We start from the raw sequence: 21,416 nt of genomic DNA on the forward strand, positions 1-21,416 counted from the left end.
AAAAGTAACGATATATAACTGATGTAATAAAAAAGTAACTTTTTATTTTTTTAAACTGTTCGTGCTTTCGTGTATTTATCTATATACTTGATTTTTAGATTAATCAAACGTGTGAAATAAAAAACGCTGCCGTGTGAGGGCAGCGTTTCTTTAAAATAGACGGGATGAAAAATCAATTTTTCTTTATAAATCTTATTCTCTTCGAGTCAACTCCCAGGATATAGGCACCGTCTTTCAGATCAGAAACTTCGATGTTCCGGATGTCTTGCGATCCGTTAACATGAACCTTCTTGATCGGGTTACCGATCTGATCGTAGATGGTGATTGTTTGTGCCGAGAAGTTTGTGAGATCAACGGATAGGGTACTGGAAACCGGGTTCGGATATAGCGATATACTTCCTTCGCTGGCTACGCGAGCACCGCTACCGCCATTACCCAGGAATAATTTATTGTTTGGTATAGTTTGCTTCGGTGCGCTTCCTACAGGGTCATACTGTACTGTAAGTACTTCGCCACCTCCGTTTTCGAAGAAAGTAACTTTTATGGCATGACGACCAGTTGTAGCAAAGTTGTAGTTACCGCTGCGTTCCACTGTTCCGTGCAAACCATCGTTATCAACTACCATGGTACCGTTGATATAGAGTCGGCTACCATCATCCGAAGATGTATAGAAGGTATAAGAACCTACTTGGTCGATCTGGATATAGCCATCGAATGAGAATACAAATAAGTCATTCTGATTTCGTACGCTTATATCAAAGTTACTTACGATACCAGTTTTGGCTGGCGTTTCGCCAAAGTTAAATGCAGCTAAGCTTGATAATGAGCTTTCAGATTCCCAATAGGTATAGGCAAGGCCGGCTTCCGGTGTAGTGAATTCAACGGAGCCTGCTGCTGATACATTGTTGCCGGCATCTACTGCTTTTACTTCTGCGGTATAAGTAGCACCTGGTGTCAGGCTGGTCAATACAAAAGAAGTTGATGCCGATGTACCTACCTGCGCTGAGTTCAGGAACACCTGGTAGCTAACTACCTGGTCGTTGTCAGTAGAAGCTGTCCACGAAAGTGTAGCTTGTGTACCAACGGAGTTGCTGATGGCAAGATCGGTAGGAGCTGATGGCGCTATATTATCAGCCTGTGTTGTGATCAATCTTTCATTTGAAAAACGACCATCGTTGTTACCAATCGCTCTCACGCGATAGAAGTATTGTGCATTGGGTCTCAAACCAGCATCAACATAAGCCAATGTATTTTGTCCTACAATGCCTACCACTTTATAAGGTTCAGATGAGTATCCGTTGGCGGCACGTCTGTTTCTCCAGATTTCATAGTACTCTTCTGTAGGAGAATCTGTCCATGACAAACTTGTTTGTGTAGAAGACAATACTGTAGGAACAGCTTGCGTAGGAGGTGTAGGGCCTACGTGCGGTGAAGTATATACCATTGCTATTGCGTTAGACTGCAAGCTTGCGCAGCCTGAAGGTTCTTTCACTCGTACTGTATAGGAACCTGCCGTGCCAGATACACCAGCACCTGTAGAGATATTACGAACGTTGGAAGTTGACGTGGCAACCTGTGATCCGTTTTTAAACCAGTAGTATTCGCTATAGCCAGTAGGAGCAACCAGGTCAACTACGTTGTTCGAGCTGATATCGATCGGAAGTACTTTGGAGCCTGTGTTGGTTAAAGCAGGTGAGAAAGTTGAAGCTGGTTTTGATGTTACGTTAATCGCGAAGGATTCGTACCATTGATTATTGCTTCTCCTGAATTTCACAGTATAGGTACCAACCTGTCCGGCATCAAAATACCGAGTAGTGGCACCGGGTATATCAGCACCGTTTAGGGTCCACTGATATTGCAGGAAGCCTGCGGAAAATCCAAGTCTTACGGTTTCACCAAGACAGAATACGGGTTCGTCACCAAACACATATATCTTTCTTTTATCCTGCGCGAGCAACCAAGAGAAGAAGTCCGGTTCAGCATATGCAGCATACCAGGTTCCGTGGCCGGTATTAGGATATAGCGTATAGCGAGGCTTGCCTCCTTTAGAGATCAGCAGGTTTATAATACTTTGCGCAGATGTTGGGTTCGGGTTGGTGTCGTTACCTCCCTGGAACAACCACAGCGGTGTTGTTACCAAGGTTGTAGTCATTGCATCCGGGTTGCTACCAACACCTGACATAGGGGCCATGGCAGCAAAGAGGTCAGGACGCTTCGATACGAAGTCCCAGGTACCTTTTGCACCGTTGGAAAGACCGTGAACATAAATGCGGTTTATATCGGCATTGTATTGACTTACCATGTATTCGATCACGCGGATCGCCATGTTTTCATTCTGAGTGAGTGCCCCGCTGTTCCAGCCGTTTTCCCATGCACCACTGTGATGCACCTGCGGGAAAATTACGATACCTGGAAAAGCTCTCGGGTTTGAGGCTGTTCTGTTAACAGCATCGCGGTGTTCTTGTCCACCGTGAAGAAGGTTGTGACCATTGTTGTCGAAGCGTACGTCACTAACAGCGTAAGTGTAGTGTCCTTGCCATGATCTTCCGGATTCTCCTGCTCCGTGAAGCATCACAATCATCGGATATTTGGTAGGACCGTTCTTTTGATATCCAGGAGGAAATATAGCACGCCAGTTCATGAATTCAGTCACAGCGTTCGAACTATTCACAGCACGATAGTTGAATTCTTTGAACTGACTATCGTCCCAACTCACCATTTTATAGTAGTGAGACAGTTGATTGTTTCGCAGAGAGTAACCGCTATCATATAATAGGGTTTGGGCGAGGAGCGTGGTTACACAGCACATGCTGAGCACACCACAGAGAAGCCATTTAGACATAGACATTGGAGGATTTGTTTTTTGGTTTTAGAAATGTTTCAAATAATGGTATTTAAGGTTTGAAATAGTCTCGGGATTGTGTGATGTGCTTACTGATGCCACGAATGTGCGGCAAATGGATAACTCAATATTGAAATTAAAGAAGCCTGTGAGTACAGGTTCACGAATAGGCAGACATAATGGAAAATCCATAAATATGGATCCAGATAAAAGCCCAACCATAGATGTAATATTTTGTTACCTTTTATAGACAGTTGAAAACGCGGTGACGTTTTCGTATATAAATGTATACCGAAAAAAACTAATTAGTAAGTGTTTTTACCGGATTTTTTAATAAATCTTTTCGGATGTCCAAAAACATATCGTATGTGCCTTTTTATGACAAAATCGAATAATTATAAAAAAAATGGGTTCCGTGTGCCTTAACGAAACCCATTTTAGTGGTATGAAATGTGGAATTACTTACTCATTATTTACTTATGGCTGTGTAGATCCAGGCCCCGAAATACTGGTTTTGCTGCCGGATCCTTCTCCATTCGTCAATCACTTCCTGGCGGTTCAGCGAATAATAGATATATACATAGTAGTAATTTTTCTCGGCCTGGTAAAGTATAGATGGTGTCAGCCCTTTTGTACGAAGTGTACTTAACTGCTTGCGTGCATTTTCCGGATGTTGGTATACACCAAGCACAAGGTAGTGGCCGGGGGCGTGTTCTTCCGCGATCTTTTCTTCTTCCTGGTTAACGTGTTGTTCTGGTTGTTTCTCAACCGGGGTTACTTCGGTTCGCGCAGGCGTTGTCTTCTCTGTAGGAGTGGTAGTAGTATTCGTCTTCTCCGGAGTTGTATTTGTAGTATTGGCCGGAGGCGCGTTTTGCACCGCTGGTGGTGTCTGCTGCTCTTGCTTGGCTACTAGCGGCTCTTGTTTGTTTTCCTGAGCTTCGGTATATATCTTTTTATTGGTGGTAGTATCGGCCTTCAGTTTGTTTGCTTTTGCTACTGCTTTCAACGAGTCATCGTGTTCCTTCTGCGCGAATATCTCGTCTTCGCGGTTACGGTGGCCTAGTCGCGCACCCAGGTATATCTCATGCGTGTTGCCGGCTACGCTGGATATATCTCCTGTAGGTCTCTCATACGCATAGCCGATACGCAGCAGACTCTTTATGTTCAGTCCAATAAATCCGGTAACACCATAGCCATCGCGGTAGGAACCACCCACCCAGATAACATCTTTGATCGATATGTGCAGTAAACCTTCCCACTGATCCTGGGAGCGATCCAGTGATCTATAGATCACATACGGAGAAACTTTTACACTGCCGAGATCAAAAGTATAAGACACTGATCCGAAGCGGTTGTCAAATTTACTGAACTTCACATCTTCGAATTCTTTTGTGCTGTTGGGTCTGGAGTCGAAGAGTTTGGGTAAAGCAAAACCGATGTTGAAATTTTTGAATTGGTAGTTGAACCCGAACTGCCCGTTGATAAAGGTATTGTTCTGCGTTATACCCGCGAGGGCAGGATCACTTGTATCCTCAAGCGCAGAGAAGTCAAACGAGTTAAAGCCGGCACCTGCCGATATACCAAAATTAAGGTTGTGATTCTGCGTAAAGCGTATGCGATATCCAAAGGTAGCCAGCACCGATGTGGAGTTGAGTAATATAGTCTTGTCGGAATATGCTGTGAGCCCAAGTGAAACATTCTTTCCAACCGGAGCCTGTATATTCAGTGCGCCAACGGTAGGGGTATTGTTTATATCAAGCCATTGCCTGCGGTAAAATAAATTAGCTTCTGCATACCCGCGGTGCGCAGCATACGAAGGATTGAACTGATATGGGTTGGCAAAAAACTGACTGAACACCGGTGGGTTCTGTCCAAAAGCAGTTTGACTTATCAGCAGCAGTAGAAGGAACAGGGTAGTAAGTATAGGTAAAGGTCTTTTCATGCTAGAGAGGGGTCAACGGATTAATCGGATCGCTCCAGAGTACTTTTTGCTACTGCCGCATTGAATCACGTAGTAGTAATCACCTTCTTCCAAAGGTCTTCCATTCAACACTGCGTCCCAGTTATTTTCATAGGCATCAGCTTCAAAAACTTTCTTCCCGAGACGGTTGAATATTTTTATCGGGCAGCTTTCGATCATGGTTATATTCTTTACCACCCACGTGTCATTGGTCAGGTCTCCGTTAGGTGAAAAGAGTTTTGCTGCTCCGATCGGATCCGTAGGATCTTCAAGTACGGTGATGGTCACTTCATCCGAAGCGGCAGCACCGGCATTGTCGATTACGGTGAGCTTCAGGGTATATACTCCTTCAATCAGGTCTGTAATGGAAATGATCGGGTTGTTATCCAGGTATACATTGGCAGGCGGGCCGCTGAGCTGTTCCCAGGTAAATGACATAATGGTACCATCTGTATCGGTTCCTATTCCATCCAAGGCCAGGAAGTTATCGGGTAAGTATAGTGTGGTATCATTACCGGCAAATGCTGTGGGCGGCAAGTTCTCGGCACGTACATCAATTACAATCTCTGCAAATGCCGAAGCGTTTTCATTATCAATCGCAGTGAGGCGGAATGTATAGGAGCCTAATTCCAGACCGGCCACATTTAGTGTCGTACTACCGGCACCGGTTAGCGTTGCTGTTGAAGGACCATCTTGCTGTGTCCACGCGAGCGATGCTATAGCACCATCCAGATCAAATGCAGATCCATTTACGGTTGTGGTGGTCGAGGGTTGGAATACAATGATCGCGTTACCCGTAGTTACAACCGGTGGCTGGTTCACGCCTGCAGGAGCAATCACTACGGTTACTTCATCAGAAGCAGTAGCCCCTCCGTTGTCGGTTACTGTAATGCGAAATACATAGGTGCCTTCCGGAGGATTTGATACGGTAAGAACCGGAAGTGATACCGACCCCAATGAAACAGCAGGCCCACTGATCTTGGTCCAGTTGTAAGAGGCTATAGAACCGTCTGCATCAGAAGCAGTGGCTGTAATTACAACCGAGGTAACGGGAACACGTCTGAAGATATCATTGCCCGCACTCACGATCGGGTTCTTGTTAATAGAGCCTGGCAATACAGATACATTTACTTCGTCCGTATTGGTAAGTCCGCCATTGTCTTTAACGGTCAGCGTAAACTGGTATGATCCAACGGCCAATGCTGAAAGCGAAAGTTTGGAGGTAGCCTGACCACTGAGGGTAACAGTTCCTCCGGACTTCTTCTCCCATAAGTAAGTTTGAATTGTGCCGTCTGTATCGAGACCATTGCCTTGCAACTCGGTTGTTGACTGCGGTAGGTAAATCACTTGGTCGAAACCTGCATTTGCTATAGGCGGTACGTTGGTTCCTTCCGGAACTACGGTAATATCTACGAAGTCAGAGCCGCTGGCTCCGTCATCATCCTCTACCGTTAGTTGATAGCGATATACGCCTTCCAGCAAGTTATTCACAATAAGTGTAGGCGAGTTAATATTTTCAAGCACGGACGAAGCGCCTAAAACCTGTGTCCAGGTATAGGATACGATCGATCCATCGGGGTCAAAACCGGAACCGCTGATGGTAACAGTGGAGTTCGGCAATACGATGGATTGGTTGCTTCCGGCATTGGCGATCGGAGGTTGGTTGATCGTGCCCGGGAAGACTGTAACGTTCACTTCGTCAAATGCTGTTGCACCATCATCGTCCGTAGCCGTAAGTCTGAAAGTATATTGTCCGGCAATCAGGTTGGTTAATGTAATGGTAGCCGCAGTGGTGTTGCCCATCGTTACAGTCGGTCCCTGAATTTTGGTCCATTGATAGGAGGTTATGGATCCGTCATTATCGCTAGCTGTTCCGGTAAGGTTAATCGCGTTGTTGGGTAAGAACAAGGTTCGGTCTACGCCTGCATTCACCAGGGGAGGCTGGTTCGAACCGGCTGGCAGTACGATGATATTGACTTCATCAAAAGCAGTAGCCCCTGCGTTGTCTGCTACCGTAACGCGGAATGTATAGGTACCTTCCTCGAGACTTGTTACCAGCAGGCTGGCCGTTGTTTCTCCACTTACAGTAGCGGTAGGTCCTACCTGCTTGGCCCAGCTATAGGAGGCAATGCTTCCGTCTGCATCACTGGCAAAAGCGGTAATGGTTACGGAGTTGGTGGGCAGTGTAACGGTTATGTTATTACCTGCCGATACTGTTGGCGTTTGGTTCACGCTGGAAGGAAGCACAATCACCTGGCAGTTGTCGGTTGCAGTAGCGCCATCATCATCGGTTACGGTTAACCGGAATATATATACACCTTCTACCAGGTCGGTCAATGAAAGCACCGGAGAATTGGCATTGATCATAAAGGCTGAGGGGCCGCTTACTTTTATCCAGGCGTAGTTGGTGATGGTTCCATCCGGATCAGTACCCGCGCCAATCAGGTTGGTACTGTTTACCGGGAGCGAAAGGGTAATGTTCGGACCAGCATCGGCTATAGGCAACTGGTTGGTGGTTGCCGGATTTACCGTTACAGTAACATCATCTATACCGGTAGCACCGTCATCATCGGTCACGGTTAAGCGGAACACATAGGTTCCAGCAGCGAGACCGGACGCAGTAAGTATAGCTGTATTTTGATTGGTGAGTGTTGCTGCACCCCCGGATATTCTTGTCCAGGCATAAGATTGAATCGTTCCATCAGCGTCTGTTCCCGAACCCGGTAACACAACGGTGTTGGTAGGCAAGAATATAGTTACGTTACTTCCTGCATTCGCTACCGGGTTAACATTGGTAGCGGCTTGTACAATGACACGGGCTTCATCAAAAGATTGTCCGCCATCATTATCGGTAACGGTGATACGAAATATATAGGTACCAATGATCAGGCCCGATATATCTACAGTAGCAGAAGCTGTACCGGTCATGGTTGCTACCGATGGACCTGACTGCTGCGTCCAAGCATAGGTTGATATCGTACCATCGGTATCGGAGGCTGAAGCAGTGAATGACGTAAAGTTTGTCGGGAGTACGAGTGTTTTATCAGTACCGGCATTTACAATCGGGTTCTGATTTACAGATGTTACTGTTACACGCACCTCATCACTCGCAGTAGCTGATTTGTTATCCGTTACCGTAAGCCTGAATATGTATACACCTTCCAACAGGTTGCTGGCGGAAAGGGTAGCCGTTGATGTTCCGCTAAGCGTAGCAGTAGGTCCGCTGATGCGTTCCCATAAATACGAAGTTATACTGCCGTCAGGATCGGACGCTGTTCCGGTAAGGGTTGTTGAGTTCGTTGGCAATGTCAGGGTAACATCGGTTCCGGCATTTACCACAGGCGGTTGGTTAACCGTAGGTGGTAAAACAACAACAGCAACAAGATCTGTTGCTGAAGCTCCTTCATTGTCGGTAACACGAAGTCGAAAAGAATATGTACCCTGCACGAGGTTCGAAAGGTTTAGCGCTGCCTGCCCGGTCGGTCCCAGGGTGGCGGCCGGCCCGCTTACTTTTTCCCAGGCATAGCTCGCTATCGTTCCATCGGTATCTGTTCCGGAGCCTGTGAGCGTAGCACTATTGGCCGGAAGTGTTAGTGTTACATCCGTACCTGCATTTGCAACGGGAGGTATATTGGCCGCCTGCACAATGACAACGGCATCGTTACTGGCGCTGGCTCCATTATTATCAGTTGCTGTAAGCCGAAAGGTATACGTGCCCTGCACCATGCCTGTTACCGTAAGTGTAGCGGATGTAGCATTGGTAAGCGTTGGCGTGTTCGGGCCGGTTACAATGGTCCAGCTATAGCTCGCTATCGTACCGTCCGCATCAGAAGCAGAACCGGATAATGTAACAGTACTTGTAGGAAGCTTGATGGTTTTATCCGGACCAGCGTTTACTACCGGTAATTGATTGGCAGCACTCACTACAACGGTAGCCTGATCGAATGCACTCGCCCCAAGATTATCAGTAACTGTTAATCGGAATACATACGATCCAACCGTCAGGTTGGTTAATGATAATGTAGGTGTGGTTGCCCCGGTCATAATAGCCGCAGGGCCACTAACTTTCGTCCAGGTATAGGTTGCGATCGATCCATCCGGGTCACTGGCTGAACCGGCCAGGTTCACTGAATTGGTAGGCAGGGTAAGATTTCTATCAGGGCCTGCATTGGCTGTCGGCAATTGGTTGGTGGCAGCTGGTTGGACGGTTACAGTAACCTCATCGTAGCCGGTAGCACCATCATCATCGGTAGCAGTTAATCGAAATGTATAGGTGCCGGCAGTAGTCAGTCCGTTGACAGTTAATGTAGCAGTGTTGGCATTTACCAATGTTGCTGCAGCACCGCCTACTTGTGTCCAGGCATACGTTGTTACCGTTCCGTCTGCATCACTCGCAGAACCATTGATGGTAGTAGTTGTTACTGGAAGCGTTATGGTTTTATTGGTACCGGCATTGGCAACAGGTGGTTGATTGACAATGGCTGCCTGTACCGTAATGGTTACCTCGGCATAGCCTGTTTCACTCGCGTTGTCTGTAGCGGTAAGTCTGAACACATACGTTCCTTCTACCAAGTTCGTAAGTAAAAGTATAGGTGTATTCTCATTGGTAAGGGTAGCAGACGGACCACTGGTTTGTGTCCATTGATACGATGTTATGGTACCATCCGCATCGGTAGCAGAGCCGATAATGGTAGTCGTATTGATGGGAAGTATAATTGTTTGATTGGATCCCACGTTCACAACCGGTTTTTGATTTCCGGATAGCTCGAATGCACCGGCATCCCAGTTGGCACCGGTAGGACGAAGAAGTTTATCAAAGTCGAACGTTACACCAAAGAGCGCAACATTACGACCTGCGTTGATCGCGGGTGATCCTGACTGCAAACGGTAATCATCGTTAGTAGGGTTAACAAACTTGGCGTTGGCGAGTACCGGAATTACCACGTTGTTCCCCTGCGACCAATCGGTATAGGTCTTCAACTGATTCCAGTTGGTGGTGGAAGCAACAATCAGGTTGTTGTATAGAACGTTACCCGGAGCATTGTTAATGTTCTCCTTTACGGCAGCTGTCTGCGCATTTACAATGGTGTTGTTTATTATATATACTCCTCCGAGGAAACCGGTGGGCACTATATCGGTAGCGAGTGGAGTAGGGCGGGTGTTAACGTTAATCGCCTCAGCTCCCGGGTTGACAATTACGTTATTGAAAACATAGTTCAGTCCTATACCCTGCACAACCAGGCAAGGACCAAAGCCACCTTTGACAAAGTTGTTATAAAGTTTACCGGTGGTACCAACTCCCATTTGTATACCTCCGTTTTGCGAAGGGTTATTGGCTGATCCGTAATTATATACTTTGTTGTTATAGATCTCCACATCAGCAACGGCAGATCCTACCTGGATGGATTCCCAACCGGAGTTCATCACCAGGTTGTCGTGTATCCGTACACCACGCACTTCATGTGGATATTGCGTACTTCCGCAGTAGATCGTGGTACCGTTGTAAAAGCTGTTACCGATGTAAAATCCCTCACCACCAATATCATGTATATAGTTATGGTGCAGGTGAATGTTGCTCATTCTGAAATTAGGACGCTCCGGGGTTTTATCTGCGCAGTTGTTGCTGGGGTCCGTCTTGGCCATGATACCGGCAAAACCAGTCTTGGTGATTTCGATGTGATCGATCTCGATGTCTGAACTGAGTGATGTGGCAACGATACCCTGTGTTCCGCTCTTGGTCTCTACGATCTTGATACCATACTCCACACTCGCATCGCCTGTACCGGTAATGCGGAAATAGCGTGAGCTGTTAATCAATATACCGTTACCTGCATTGGGGCCACCGATCAGCGCCTGGCCATTACAGTTCTTGATAGTAACATAGTTGGTGGCAGAGCCAGTTATATTTTGAAAAATAATACGTTCGCGCGCACCGCCTTGTATACAGATAACATCACCGGGCTTAACACCCTGAGCAGTTCCGTTAAACGTAACACTGCCCGAACCCGCCGGTATCGTAAAGGTACACCCGCATTGAGCGATGGCATGAAAATTTAATGTCGTGATAAAGAGAAACAGGAAGAGCACTCTTGCATACATAAGGGGCTCTGAAGGAACGGGTATTCTCTTCATAGATTAGGAGGGTTTATAAAAAAAAGTAACTACTTGATAATATACCAGTTAATCGTCAATTACGCCAGATTATTCTTTTATTCCGCGACTTGTTCCACAAGTTGCGGTTTAAGTCTTTTGATTACTTTAGCCGGTACACCAGCGGCTACGCAATAAGGTGGAACATCTTTCGTAACTACCGATCCCGCTGCTATAACTGACCCTTCTCCAATCGTTACTCCTTTTAAAATGGTTGCCCTCGAAGCTATCCAGACGTTATCACCGATAACAATATTTCCCTTTTTACCTTCCGCAGTATGATCGTTAAGATCATGAAAGTCGCTGTCCAATATCAATGTATAGGGAGCGATGCGTACAAATTTACCGATTGTTACATTGCCGGCAACTGCTATATGCGTTCCGTTTACACGCGTGCCTTGTCCAATAGTTAAGGTGCCTGTTCCCTTTACCAGCAGTTTGGTACGTTCAAATATAGACCAGATGGCTACTTTATCTTCGATGATGATGGTGCCGCTCGCATTGATCAACGGTTTACCATGTACGGTTACATATTTGCCAACTTTTACACAGTTGCGCAGATAGATCTTTGCTGATAGCAAACGCAGGAAGATAGATAGTATTCTGCCAACGGTTAATATCCATACTCCGAAACCAGATGACCGCGGATTTTCATTTCTGATTTCTTGATATTTCTTTTTGATCTCGTCAATCATAACCGATTATGGTTCAAATGCCAGGAAATCCCCTGAAGATAGCTTTTAAGATTCGGAAAATCCAGTTGCAGTAAAAACTTTGCAATGTCTTTTGGAACAGACAGTATGAAAAAGAAAAGCATAGACGACAATTGTGTTACGCCTTTTGTATTTCGCTTCAGGTATAAAATACGGTTCCGCGTGAGGTAATAGGTCTTGAGCGGATTGTTTTTTCCTACAGATATAGATTCTTTGTGATATACTTTGGATGTACCCACATAATATACTTTGTAACCGGCACGCTTCACCTGCTCGGTCCAGTCGTGCTCTTCGTAGTAAAGGAAATATACTTCCGGAAGAAGTCCCACTTTCTCCAGTACATCGCGTGAGGTGAGCAGACATGCTCCATGGCCTAGTTCTGTCTCCTGTATTGTGTTATACTGGTTGGTGTCGGTCTCCAGGTATCCTAACTTTTTACCACGACCGGTATACGGATTTATTTTGATCGCACCGGCATACTGTATAAGCTCCTGCCGGTTATGATATACGATGCGCGGAGATGCAACACCGGCCTTGGGTTGTTGCTGTAAAGTTTCCACCAGCGGTTCAAGGAAGCCGGGTGTAACTTCCACATCGTTATTCACCAGAAGTATATATTCACCTTTGGAATCTTTTATACCCACGTTGTTACCACCGGCAAAGCCGAGGTTCTTGCCGGTAACGATGAGATTGATTTCAGGAAACTCCTGTTTTAAGGATTGAACCGATGTATCGCGTGAACCGTTGTCTACCACAATAACTTCAATAGCCGGATACGTGATGTTCCGGAGTGATACCAGTAGATCGCGGGTTACAGCCGTCTGATTGAAATTAATAGTAACTACGGAGACAAGCGGATAAGAAACTGTCTTCATAAAAATATTTACTCAGAAGTTACTCCGTGTGGTGTATGTATAAATTTCTTATTGGCATTTTTCAGTTTGAAGAGCAATAAGAACATGCGTACAAATATACCCGGAAGATCGAGTATAGCTTTGAGCATTTTTTTAGAGTAATATTCACCGGGTATAGATACCAGGATAGCGAGTGTATTGATGCTGAATAAAGCTACCCATATCGTAGCACCATACGCGAGGTAATTACGCAGCAACACCGCTACAACTGTAAGTACAGTTAGTAAACCGAGGTTGATAAGTCGTGGTAATTGTATGTTGCGTAGCACGGCACTGTTAAAGAAGGTAAAATTACCTTTGAAGAGTGCAGCCATACCCGGCTTGAAGTACTTGGCGAGGTATACATATTGACTGGAGATCCAGCGCTTCCGCTGATTCTGGAATGCACCGGCCTGCGAGATCTTTTCATCGAGCACACCGGCATCACGGAAATAATATACCTTGATACCTTCCTGCAACAACTGAAGTTCAAGCTCACGATCGAATCCACCGATGGATTCCATCTTGCTGAGTTTAGTCTTTAATAACGTGAAGTCAAATACAACACCGGAGCCGCTGATGGATGAAGACAAGCCCGCAGCTGTATGTCCCTGGCGGTATACATGGTTGTTGATGGCTTCGCTCACACCATCCAGAAACGCGAGGTTGTTATTCTGGTTCTTCGGCTTGCGTTGTCCCTGAACAGCTTTGAATTTATAGGCTGTGAGTAACGCATTCTGACGCTTGAGGAAGTCAGGTTCCATTACGTTATCAGCATCGAGTATCACAGCATAGTCATAGTCTTCAGCATTAAGTTGAGACAATGCCATGTTCAGTGATTTTACTTTTGTACTGCTTTCGAATTTTACTTCCACTACTTTCAACGGAAGTTTTCGCAGGAACTCGAGTGTAGCAGGTTGCAGCGAGTCAGCAATCACCACTACATCATAGTTATCTGCAGGGTATTTTTGTTTCAGTGCCTGCTGTGCTACATCCATAATTACAGCATCTTCTTTATAGGAAGGAATGAGCACACAGAAATTGAGTTTGCCACTGGGTTCGGGCGTTGGCAATGTTCTGTAGAATAAACCTGCAAAGGCAAAGAAAGCTGTATACGCAACTACGTAAACAAAATACAATAAGATAATGAGTTCAAGGATGAACATGTAGTACTCGCTATGATTATATAGTAAGGATTAAACTTGTTCTTTCTGTAACAAAGCCGGCACGGTGCTGAATAGTATTTTCATATCCAGCCAGAAAGAGTTCTTCATGGCATATTCCATATCCAGGGCGATGCGTTCTTCAGGAGACATCTCGCCTTTACCACGCTTGGTCACCTGCCACAGACCGGTGATACCTGCAGGAGCGAGGAAGCGCCATGCGATCTGGTCTTTTGTAAGTTTCTCAGCTTCGTATAGGGGAAGAGGTCTGTTACCTACCAGTGACATATCACCTTTCAACACGTTGAAGAGCTGGGGGATTTCGTCAAGACTGGTGTTGCGTATAAAGTTACCGACACGGGTTACGCGTGGATCGTTTTTGATTTTGAAGAATACGTTATCGCTTGTAGTAGAATTCTCTGCATATTGATTGAGGTGTTGAAGTTTTGCCAGATCTTTATCTGCACCGGTGCGCATAGATCTGAATTTATAGAAGTCGAAGATTTTATATCCTGCACCGGCACGCTTCGATATATAGAAGATCGGTCCTTTCGACTCGAGCTTGATCACAACAGCGATGATCAGCAGGAGGGGAGAGAGGCATAGCAGCGCCGTTAGTGAAACCATGATATCAAATGCACGCTTCAATGTCCACAATTTGATAGTAGGCACTTCTTCATGTGCACGTACGATCGTGTAGGGCTTATTGCCGCGCTCGATCTTATATAGTTTCAGTTTCTTGATAAACTCTACACGCTTGTAGAATGCAGGTGTGATCGCTCCGTAGTGATATTCATCCGCACCTGTGCGATGCGCCAGATCTTTGGCAGCCTGATCGAACTTGGGAGTATAGAATATATAGGGTATAGCTTTCTGAGCAGCGAGTGCTTTCAGTTGCTCTGCTTCAGCTGTAAGGCCGGTAGGGTTGAGCAGAAGAGCATCGTACTCGACAGAGCCCGTTTTTATTTCTGCAATTGTCTTTGTCAAGGTTGAATTGATAAAGTGCACGGTACCTTGCGCATAATCATTTTCAATCAGCGAATCCGAAAAGCCGATCTTTACAATGTTCTGTGTAAAGGTTGAAGTATGAGTGTTCGCCTCATATACTACAGACATAGGGGATTCATTTACGTTTAAATTCACTGCAACATCCATAATTAGTTAACTGTTACATTTTGTCTTTGAAATAATAATGCACGGTCTACTTCAGCCAGAAATGACTGAGGTTCAAAGGGCTTTACCATGTACGTAAAAGCTCCCAGATCAAGGCACTGTTTGCGTTTGCTTGCGTCTTCATATCCTGAAAGGATAATGACCGGAATGTTTTTAAAGAGACCGCTATTACTTAAGTTCTCCAATAACTCGATACCATCCAACGATGGCATCTTGAGATCTGAAATAATAAGGTCTGGCAAATTACCATCGGTGAGCCAAGACCAAGCCTCCATTCCATTGTTCATAATGACTACTTCGTGTTTCTTCTGAAGTATCTTTTCTAAAAGCCAGCATAGTGGGACATCGTCCTCAATAACTAATACCCGTTTCATGGTATATAAAATTTTAAACCAACAAAAAGCAGTGCTGCTCTAAAGATCTGATTGTAGTTAGGCGGGATCTTTAAAGACAACTATTAGACAAACCAAAGCTAAATAAAATAATTGATACAGATGTAACCTTTACTTCTAAAATAAATTAAAACTTTATATGAATACCGTATAAATAAGGTGCCAGCTTGAAAAAAACGATAATATTCTGATAATACGATTTAATGGGGTATATTATATGTGATGTAACGTTTAGGACCGTTTTGTAATCATTTCAATCGTTTTTCTTCGATCAATTTTGTCTGTATTTGTGTAGAGAAATTTGGGAAGTGTGATGATATCTTTGGGAGTTTCGTAGCTCGAAAACGTTTGCTTAATTTTTTGATGAATTATATATTTTTTTTCTTCATCAAGCGCTTCGCCCTCCAGTAACAAGGTAATTTTCTCTCCCAATTTTTTATCGGGAACTGATGCTATAAAAAATGGCCGTAAAATTCCACATTCATATAGTGTGTTCATCATGCGTGACTCAAGATGTTCCGGTATGATCTTTATTCCGCCGCTGTTAATAACATTGTCCCATCGGCCAAGCCATAGAAAGGCATGGTTATCTTTTAGCTCTACAAGATCATTGGTAACAATCTTCTCCGGCAGGTGATGCGCGTCAATGGTAAGGCAGCCGCGTTCATCTATAGCCAATGCTATACCCGGCAACGCACGAAACACAGATGACGCATTTATACCGTTAAGGGTCTGTAATGCTATATGTGATATTGTTTCCGTCATGCCGTAAGTAGCGTAAAAAATACACGAATACGCCTGCAACTCATGGATAATCTCCTGGTTCAGCGGCGCACCCCCGATGATAACACATCCTATACTATTCAGACGTGCGGCTTCGGGTGAAGACAGTATCGCATATAGTTGGTAGGGGACCCAGGCTGTGAAATCTATCGCGATGGAGTCGGGTATGTTCGCCAACGGATTAGCTGCTGGCTCTGTTACAACGATACGCATACCGGTCGCGAAGCATCGCACCAGCATCATTCTGCCCGCGATGTATTGTGTATGAAGACAAACCAGCGCGGTATAGCCAGGCTTCAATGCAAGCGCCTGTTCCGTCATGTGGGCACTGGCGAGCATTTGCTCACGTGTCAGTATGATCTTTTTGGGTGTGCCCGTAGAACCACTGGTCTGGATTTCAAATATAGTCTGGTCGCTCAGCCATTCGCGTATAAAAGTGAAAGTAGCCCGCTCGAAGTCACTGGCAGGCAAAGCTGTTTCATTTCGTATAGCTTCTATTGATATATCTCTGCCGTTTATCCAAATTGTGGAAAAAGGATAGGTCATGGTTTTTTCGTTCTTCGCCTGATCGCGAGTTCTTTATACCCATAGGTAGCATCGGTGTCGCGATCGAATATAACATCGGTTAACTCGGCCACTGCGACCTCTGCTGTGGTATAAATTAGATTGTCATCCAGTAGATGTCCTCCTATAGTCTGTCCCGTGCTGTCGGATACTGACAGGTGTATATGTACAGACTCATCCGAGATTGTTCCGGTAAGTGAGATAATCTCAAAGTGACCTTTCTTTACTGTGCCATGTTCCTGGTTGGCAAAGCGAAGGGAGTATTGTTCAAGACTACCCACGCACGTTACAATAACAGCTGCCTTGATCTTGTTTTGTTTAGCCCATAAAACGAGCGCCTTCTTCAGATCTTCGTGCGGCTTGAGCCGGAACACATGTATCGTAGAAGCAGATTCCATGGTGCTTTGCGCTGATACCAGACTATATATACCGGTGCAGATCAATCCGAACAGCAATGCTGTATATCGTTTCATGCACATTAAAGATGCTGAAGATCTTTCTTGAAGCGATCAATAATAAACGCCTCAATCTCGTGTGTACCACTGCATGCCTGGGCTACGCGTTCAACAACTCGTATGGCTGTTGAACGCAAGTTATCCGTAAGATGCTCTTTATACTTTCGCAGATCGTGAATGGCCTGGTTATAGGCTGTCTCAATAGAAGGCTGGATCACTTCATCCAGCAGGTCAAAACGACTTTGTGCTGCCCATGAATCATATTGCAGTTCTTCTCCAATAATCTTATTGAAAGCAATACGCTCTTCTGCGCTCAACCCTTTATCTGCTTTGGCAATAACATAGGCCATCTCGGCTATGCTCCGGAGTATTTCAAGCTTCTCTATCTGCATGCTGTACTATATTTACAGGTATATATTTTGATTAAGGGAATTTAGGATACTTGGACCAGTCTGGTTCGCGTTTCTCCAGGAAGGCATTCTTTCCTTCTTTCGCCTCTTCGCTAAGATAATACAGAAGCGTGGCATTTCCTGCGAGTTCCTGTATACCGGCCTGTCCGTCAAGTTCGGCATTGAATGAACTCTTCAGCATGCGTATCGCCAGCGGGCTCTTCGCTATAATTTTCCTGGCCCATGCTACATACGTCTCTTCAAGTAATTCGAGTGGAACAACTTTGTTTACCAATCCCATATCAAGTGCATCTTTCGCATCGTACTGATCACACAGGTACCAGATCTCGCGTGCTTTCTTTTGTCCTACAATGCGTGCGAGGTATGAAGCGCCAAAGCCGCCATCAAAGCTACCAACCTTAGGACCGGTCTGTCCGAAGCGGGCATTCTCTGCAGCAATCGTCAGGTCGCATACTACATGCAACACGTGTCCGCCACCAATGGCCCATCCGGCAACGGCCGCTATAACAGGCTTGGGTATAGATCGGATCATCTTTTGTAAATCCAGAACGTTTAGCCTGGGCGTTGTGTCTTCACCAACATAACCGCCATGGCCGCGTACGCTTTGATCGCCACCGCTGCAAAATGCTTTACCACCTTCGCCTGTCAGAATCACAGCACGAACATCAGCATCTTCGCGGCAGATGTGCATCGCATCAATCATCTCTTGCACCGTAAGCGGTGTAAAGGCATTGTGTACATGCGGACGATTTATACTGATGCGGGCAATGCCTTCAAACTTATGGAAAAGAATTTCCTTATACTCTTTAACCGGTTTCCAGGAATATTTAAAGCTCATAACTCTTTTTGGTTTTCTCTTTCAGAATATCAAATATGATTTTGTTGATCAGTGTATCCGTCTCAATCTCAAGTATCTTGGTTTTACCATCAAACTCGAAGAAGTCTTTTACCAGGTTCTTTACCTTGCGCTTGTTATCAAGCCTGAGATGATCGAAGCCAAACTCTTCACACAATTTCTTCGCAGTAAGTCGCTGTCGTGTAACAAAGTATTCATCCGCTTCCGGTAATGATCCCGGGCCATCGATCATTTTGAAAATAACACCACCGTGGTTGTTCAGCAACACGATGCGCAAGTTTGATAACGAGTAGTTGTGCCAGAAAGCATTACGATCGTAGAAGAAAGCAACATCACCGGTAATTAAAATGTTGGGTCTTTCATTCGAAAGGCTGTGTCCTATAGCTGTGCTCGTGCAACCATCTATACCGCTGGTGCCGCGGTTGGCATATACCTGTATATTTTTCTGCTTCGCTATCAATCCGATAACATTGCTGTAGCGCACGCTCATGCTGTTGGCCAGGTGCAGGTTGCAGTTATCTGGCAGACTTTGCATAATGGTATGCACCAGTTCAAGCTCTGCAAATTCATCCTGCGGAAAGAACTCTTCAAGCGTGCGTATCGCTCTGCGTTCTTCTACTTCCCACAGTTTATTGAAGTTGTTCTGCTTCTGATTTTCGAACGACTCGCTGTTGGGTATAGAGCCCAGGAAACGGAAAAAGTTAGCAGGTGTAGTATTGAATACATTAGTTATACTTTGAAATGTATCGGCTACTATACCTGCAGGTTGTATATGCCAGTGTACCTTCGGCGAATATTTACGAAGGAACTGTTTCAGATTTTTCGAGATGATGGACTTACCGAACGTAATCAGCAAATCAGGGCGCAGGGTCTTCTTTACATCGGCAGAAGCCTGTCCTAAAAATGTATCGGCATGGCGGACTACTTTCTCAATGCCATGCAGGTTGGAAATGATATCGCCTGCTACGGGAATGTTGTGTCGTAAAAAGAAATGAGACAGTGCTTCGGTCAGTTCCTGGTCAGCTTCGTGCTGGCCGGCTACGATGAGTATATTATGATACGAGCGCCACTCGGTGTTAAGTTTTTTCTTTTGTTCTTCCGACAAAGCGAATGGAGATGTATACTCATCCATAACACGCACGGAATCGCTATAGGATATCGCTTCTCCTTTCGGAGGATATAGCGGTTCGCGAAACGGAGCGTTGATATGTACCGGACCTTTCGGTTCCTGAAACGACAGGTTGATCGCTTCATTTACCATGCGATTGATCGCCCATTGGCTATCCGCATGTTCATACTCCTGTGGGAGCTGAAACGACTTCTTTACATGCTTGCCGAAGATCTCCGGTTGATGGATCGTCTGTCCGTCATGTTGCGCGATCCACTCAGCGGGCCTGTCGGCTGTAAAGATGATCAGCGGAGTTTCACTGAACCAGGCTTCGGCTACAGCAGGAGCAAGGTTATACGCGGCTGATCCCGAAGTACATACAACAATGGCAGGTGCTTTCTTTTGTTGTGCTATACCCAGCGCTACAAAGCCGGCACTGCGCTCGTCACTGAACGTGCGTGTTGTGATTTCAGGGTGTCGGGCAAACGCTAATGTTAAAGGAGCACATCGCGAACCCGGGCAAAGTATAGCCTGTGTCAAACCTTTTCGGGAACAGAGCTCAGCGATGTCGTAAATAGGTTGAAAACGGACCATTGAATTATTCGTGTGCGAATATGGGGACGGCACGGGAATAATCAAATATGACTGCGGCCATGCCTTACTTTCAGGACGCTTGATTTTTTGTAATCGCGTTACAGGCAATGGGTTATAGTGCTTAACGACCTGCCTTTTCGCGAAGAAGTTTTTTAAGTGCCGGCTCAATGGCCAGTGCGTGGGCGCCACCAAACGTAACAAAAACACGGTCGTACCGATCCAGCGCATCGCTGATTTTCCGGAGCAGCGCTTCATCGCGTACGACTTTCGAAGTACGACCTATTGCACAGAACTTGCAGTTGTCGTTCAGAAAATCGAATTGCTCGATGTCCACTTTCTCCAGGTCAAACGCTTGTCCTGTATGTTGCTGGTATAGCTGCCGGATGTAATCGAAAATCTTCTCCGATTCTGTTAGCGGAAAGCCATGTTTGGTAAGATAACCGTTGATGAAAGTTGCATAGGCTTCTTCGAGGGGCTTGTCGCTGTCCATGCCATATTTATAAGGGATGATGAATCGTTCAAATGTATAGTATAGCAGCAGCTCATCTTTCGGATATAGTTTGAGCATCGTGCTGAATTCTTCTTCCTCGGTGAAATCACCATTCATCATTTTGATACCCGCTATATCGCAGTGATATTTCAGCAGCCCTGTTTCGCCACGATCGTGTATGGCTTCGTTGCGCGATGTATAGCGTACATCTTCCCGCACAGTACCTCCTTCGTTAAAAGCAATTTGTGGTTTAAGATGTTTAAAGTATATATCCAGAAGATCGAACTCTTTGGCGGTTGTATCCCGCGAATGCGGACAGCCTATCAGCACCACTTGTTTGCCTTGGTTGTTCTTCAGATCTAAAACGGTTGGGCCTCCTATATCCTGTAACATCAAACCCACCTGTACATAGTCGACCATCGGATACGATGGAGTTGTTGAAACGTTGCTATCTTTTCTGCCATGACAGCACAGCATGCACAGCGAGATAAACAGAAGAGAAGGTTTCATGATGTTAGTTTACGGAAAGTAAACTATAGAAATCTCAACAAAATAAAAAGGAAATCAATAGCGGGCTTCAACACCAAACACATCTTCAAAGTATGTTTCGAGTGAGCGTGTTTTGGTTTTCGGAAAAGAAGGTTCTTCGGTAGCTACCCAGAAGTCGCCCGTATCGTTGGCTTTGGTGATGATGTAGGTAGTCTCTTCCGTATAGGCACGTACCGATCGGGCACCTTCATGAAAGTGACCAAGTGTTTCTTCGAGCAGGTTCAGTGGTATTGCCATAACGGTGGCAAAAGTAATAATAAACATCGAGCAAGTACAGTGTATTTTTTTACTCATTCTGTTCTTTTTGATATTCTGAAAAAG

Annotated in this window: 15 protein-coding genes; all 15 read right to left on the reverse strand. The window is 45.4% G+C overall.

Annotated features, from left to right (window positions below; genetic code table 11):
• Positions 1–172: 172 nt before the first annotated feature.
• The gene (locus ACFQ21_RS27785; protein ID WP_377585431.1) at positions 173–2,842 is read right to left on the reverse strand and encodes a PA14 domain-containing protein; all 2,670 of its coding nucleotides are present in this window, start codon (positions 2,840–2,842) and stop codon (positions 173–175) included.
• Positions 2,843–3,311: 469 nt separating this feature from the next.
• Positions 3,312–4,784, reverse strand: a complete 1,473-nt coding sequence (locus ACFQ21_RS27790; RefSeq protein WP_377585434.1) for a PorP/SprF family type IX secretion system membrane protein — start codon at positions 4,782–4,784, stop codon at positions 3,312–3,314.
• Positions 4,785–4,796: 12 nt separating this feature from the next.
• On the reverse strand, positions 4,797–10,934 hold the full coding sequence (locus ACFQ21_RS27795; RefSeq protein ID WP_377585436.1) for a PKD domain-containing protein: 6,138 nt from the start codon (positions 10,932–10,934) through the stop codon (positions 4,797–4,799).
• Between the two features lie 77 nt (positions 10,935–11,011).
• On the reverse strand, positions 11,012–11,647 hold the full coding sequence (locus tag ACFQ21_RS27800) for an acyltransferase (protein ID WP_377585438.1): 636 nt from the start codon (positions 11,645–11,647) through the stop codon (positions 11,012–11,014).
• On the reverse strand, positions 11,644–12,540 hold the full coding sequence (locus ACFQ21_RS27805) for a glycosyltransferase family 2 protein (RefSeq protein ID WP_377585440.1): 897 nt from the start codon (positions 12,538–12,540) through the stop codon (positions 11,644–11,646). The genes ACFQ21_RS27800 and ACFQ21_RS27805 overlap by 4 nt, the downstream gene beginning before the upstream one ends.
• An 8-nt stretch (positions 12,541–12,548) precedes the next feature.
• Positions 12,549–13,724 carry a glycosyltransferase gene (locus ACFQ21_RS27810; protein WP_377585442.1) on the reverse strand — a complete coding sequence of 392 codons (1,176 nt, stop codon included), beginning with the start codon at positions 13,722–13,724 and terminating at the stop codon, positions 12,549–12,551.
• Positions 13,725–13,754: 30 nt separating this feature from the next.
• Positions 13,755–14,837, reverse strand: a complete 1,083-nt coding sequence (locus tag ACFQ21_RS27815; RefSeq protein WP_377585445.1) for a sugar transferase — start codon at positions 14,835–14,837, stop codon at positions 13,755–13,757.
• A 41-nt stretch (positions 14,838–14,878) separates the two neighbouring features.
• A complete protein-coding gene (locus ACFQ21_RS27820) occupies positions 14,879–15,268 on the reverse strand; it encodes a response regulator (RefSeq protein WP_377585448.1) in 390 nt (129 codons plus the stop codon).
• 249 nt (positions 15,269–15,517) lie between these two features.
• Positions 15,518–16,615, reverse strand: a complete 1,098-nt coding sequence (locus tag ACFQ21_RS27825; RefSeq protein WP_377585451.1) for an AMP-binding protein — start codon at positions 16,613–16,615, stop codon at positions 15,518–15,520.
• Positions 16,612–17,106, reverse strand: coding sequence for a PPC domain-containing DNA-binding protein (locus ACFQ21_RS27830; RefSeq protein WP_377585454.1), 495 nt, complete (start codon positions 17,104–17,106; stop codon positions 16,612–16,614). Before ACFQ21_RS27830 ends, ACFQ21_RS27825 begins: the two co-directional genes overlap by 4 nt.
• Before the next feature lie 5 nt (positions 17,107–17,111).
• A complete protein-coding gene (locus ACFQ21_RS27835) occupies positions 17,112–17,480 on the reverse strand; it encodes a hypothetical protein (RefSeq protein WP_377585457.1) in 369 nt (122 codons plus the stop codon).
• Between the two features lie 31 nt (positions 17,481–17,511).
• Positions 17,512–18,336 (reverse strand): 1,4-dihydroxy-2-naphthoyl-CoA synthase, encoded by an 825-nt coding sequence (gene menB / locus ACFQ21_RS27840; RefSeq protein WP_377585460.1) that lies wholly within the window; start codon positions 18,334–18,336, stop codon positions 17,512–17,514.
• On the reverse strand, positions 18,326–20,056 hold the full coding sequence (menD, locus tag ACFQ21_RS27845) for a 2-succinyl-5-enolpyruvyl-6-hydroxy-3-cyclohexene-1-carboxylic-acid synthase (protein WP_377585462.1): 1,731 nt from the start codon (positions 20,054–20,056) through the stop codon (positions 18,326–18,328). Before menD ends, menB begins: the two co-directional genes overlap by 11 nt.
• A gap of 121 nt (positions 20,057–20,177) precedes the next feature.
• On the reverse strand, positions 20,178–21,056 hold the full coding sequence (locus ACFQ21_RS27850) for a hypothetical protein (protein WP_377585464.1): 879 nt from the start codon (positions 21,054–21,056) through the stop codon (positions 20,178–20,180).
• A gap of 54 nt (positions 21,057–21,110) precedes the next feature.
• Positions 21,111–21,332, reverse strand: coding sequence for a hypothetical protein (locus ACFQ21_RS27855; RefSeq protein WP_377585466.1), 222 nt, complete (start codon positions 21,330–21,332; stop codon positions 21,111–21,113).
• Positions 21,333–21,416 lie beyond the last annotated feature (84 nt).

This window comes from Ohtaekwangia kribbensis (assembly GCF_042676245.1).
In the GTDB taxonomy this organism is placed as follows: Bacteria; Bacteroidota; Bacteroidia; order Cytophagales; family Cyclobacteriaceae; genus Ohtaekwangia; species Ohtaekwangia kribbensis.

Coding starts and splice junctions, on each gene's coding strand:
- ACFQ21_RS27785 (WP_377585431.1), bottom strand. CDS start 2,842: ATGTCTAAATGGCTTCTCTGTGGTGTGCTCAGCATGTGCTGTGTAACC.
- ACFQ21_RS27790 (WP_377585434.1), bottom strand. CDS start 4,784: ATGAAAAGACCTTTACCTATACTTACTACCCTGTTCCTTCTACTGCTG.
- ACFQ21_RS27795 (WP_377585436.1), bottom strand. CDS start 10,934: ATGAAGAGAATACCCGTTCCTTCAGAGCCCCTTATGTATGCAAGAGTG.
- ACFQ21_RS27800 (WP_377585438.1), bottom strand. CDS start 11,647: ATGATTGACGAGATCAAAAAGAAATATCAAGAAATCAGAAATGAAAAT.
- ACFQ21_RS27805 (WP_377585440.1), bottom strand. CDS start 12,540: ATGAAGACAGTTTCTTATCCGCTTGTCTCCGTAGTTACTATTAATTTC.
- ACFQ21_RS27810 (WP_377585442.1), bottom strand. CDS start 13,724: ATGTTCATCCTTGAACTCATTATCTTATTGTATTTTGTTTACGTAGTT.
- ACFQ21_RS27815 (WP_377585445.1), bottom strand. CDS start 14,837: ATGTCTGTAGTATATGAGGCGAACACTCATACTTCAACCTTTACACAG.
- ACFQ21_RS27820 (WP_377585448.1), bottom strand. CDS start 15,268: ATGAAACGGGTATTAGTTATTGAGGACGATGTCCCACTATGCTGGCTT.
- ACFQ21_RS27825 (WP_377585451.1), bottom strand. CDS start 16,615: ATGACCTATCCTTTTTCCACAATTTGGATAAACGGCAGAGATATATCA.
- ACFQ21_RS27830 (WP_377585454.1), bottom strand. CDS start 17,106: ATGAAACGATATACAGCATTGCTGTTCGGATTGATCTGCACCGGTATA.
- ACFQ21_RS27835 (WP_377585457.1), bottom strand. CDS start 17,480: ATGCAGATAGAGAAGCTTGAAATACTCCGGAGCATAGCCGAGATGGCC.
- menB (WP_377585460.1), bottom strand. CDS start 18,336: ATGAGCTTTAAATATTCCTGGAAACCGGTTAAAGAGTATAAGGAAATT.
- menD (WP_377585462.1), bottom strand. CDS start 20,056: ATGGTCCGTTTTCAACCTATTTACGACATCGCTGAGCTCTGTTCCCGA.
- ACFQ21_RS27850 (WP_377585464.1), bottom strand. CDS start 21,056: ATGAAACCTTCTCTTCTGTTTATCTCGCTGTGCATGCTGTGCTGTCAT.
- ACFQ21_RS27855 (WP_377585466.1), bottom strand. CDS start 21,332: ATGGCAATACCACTGAACCTGCTCGAAGAAACACTTGGTCACTTTCAT.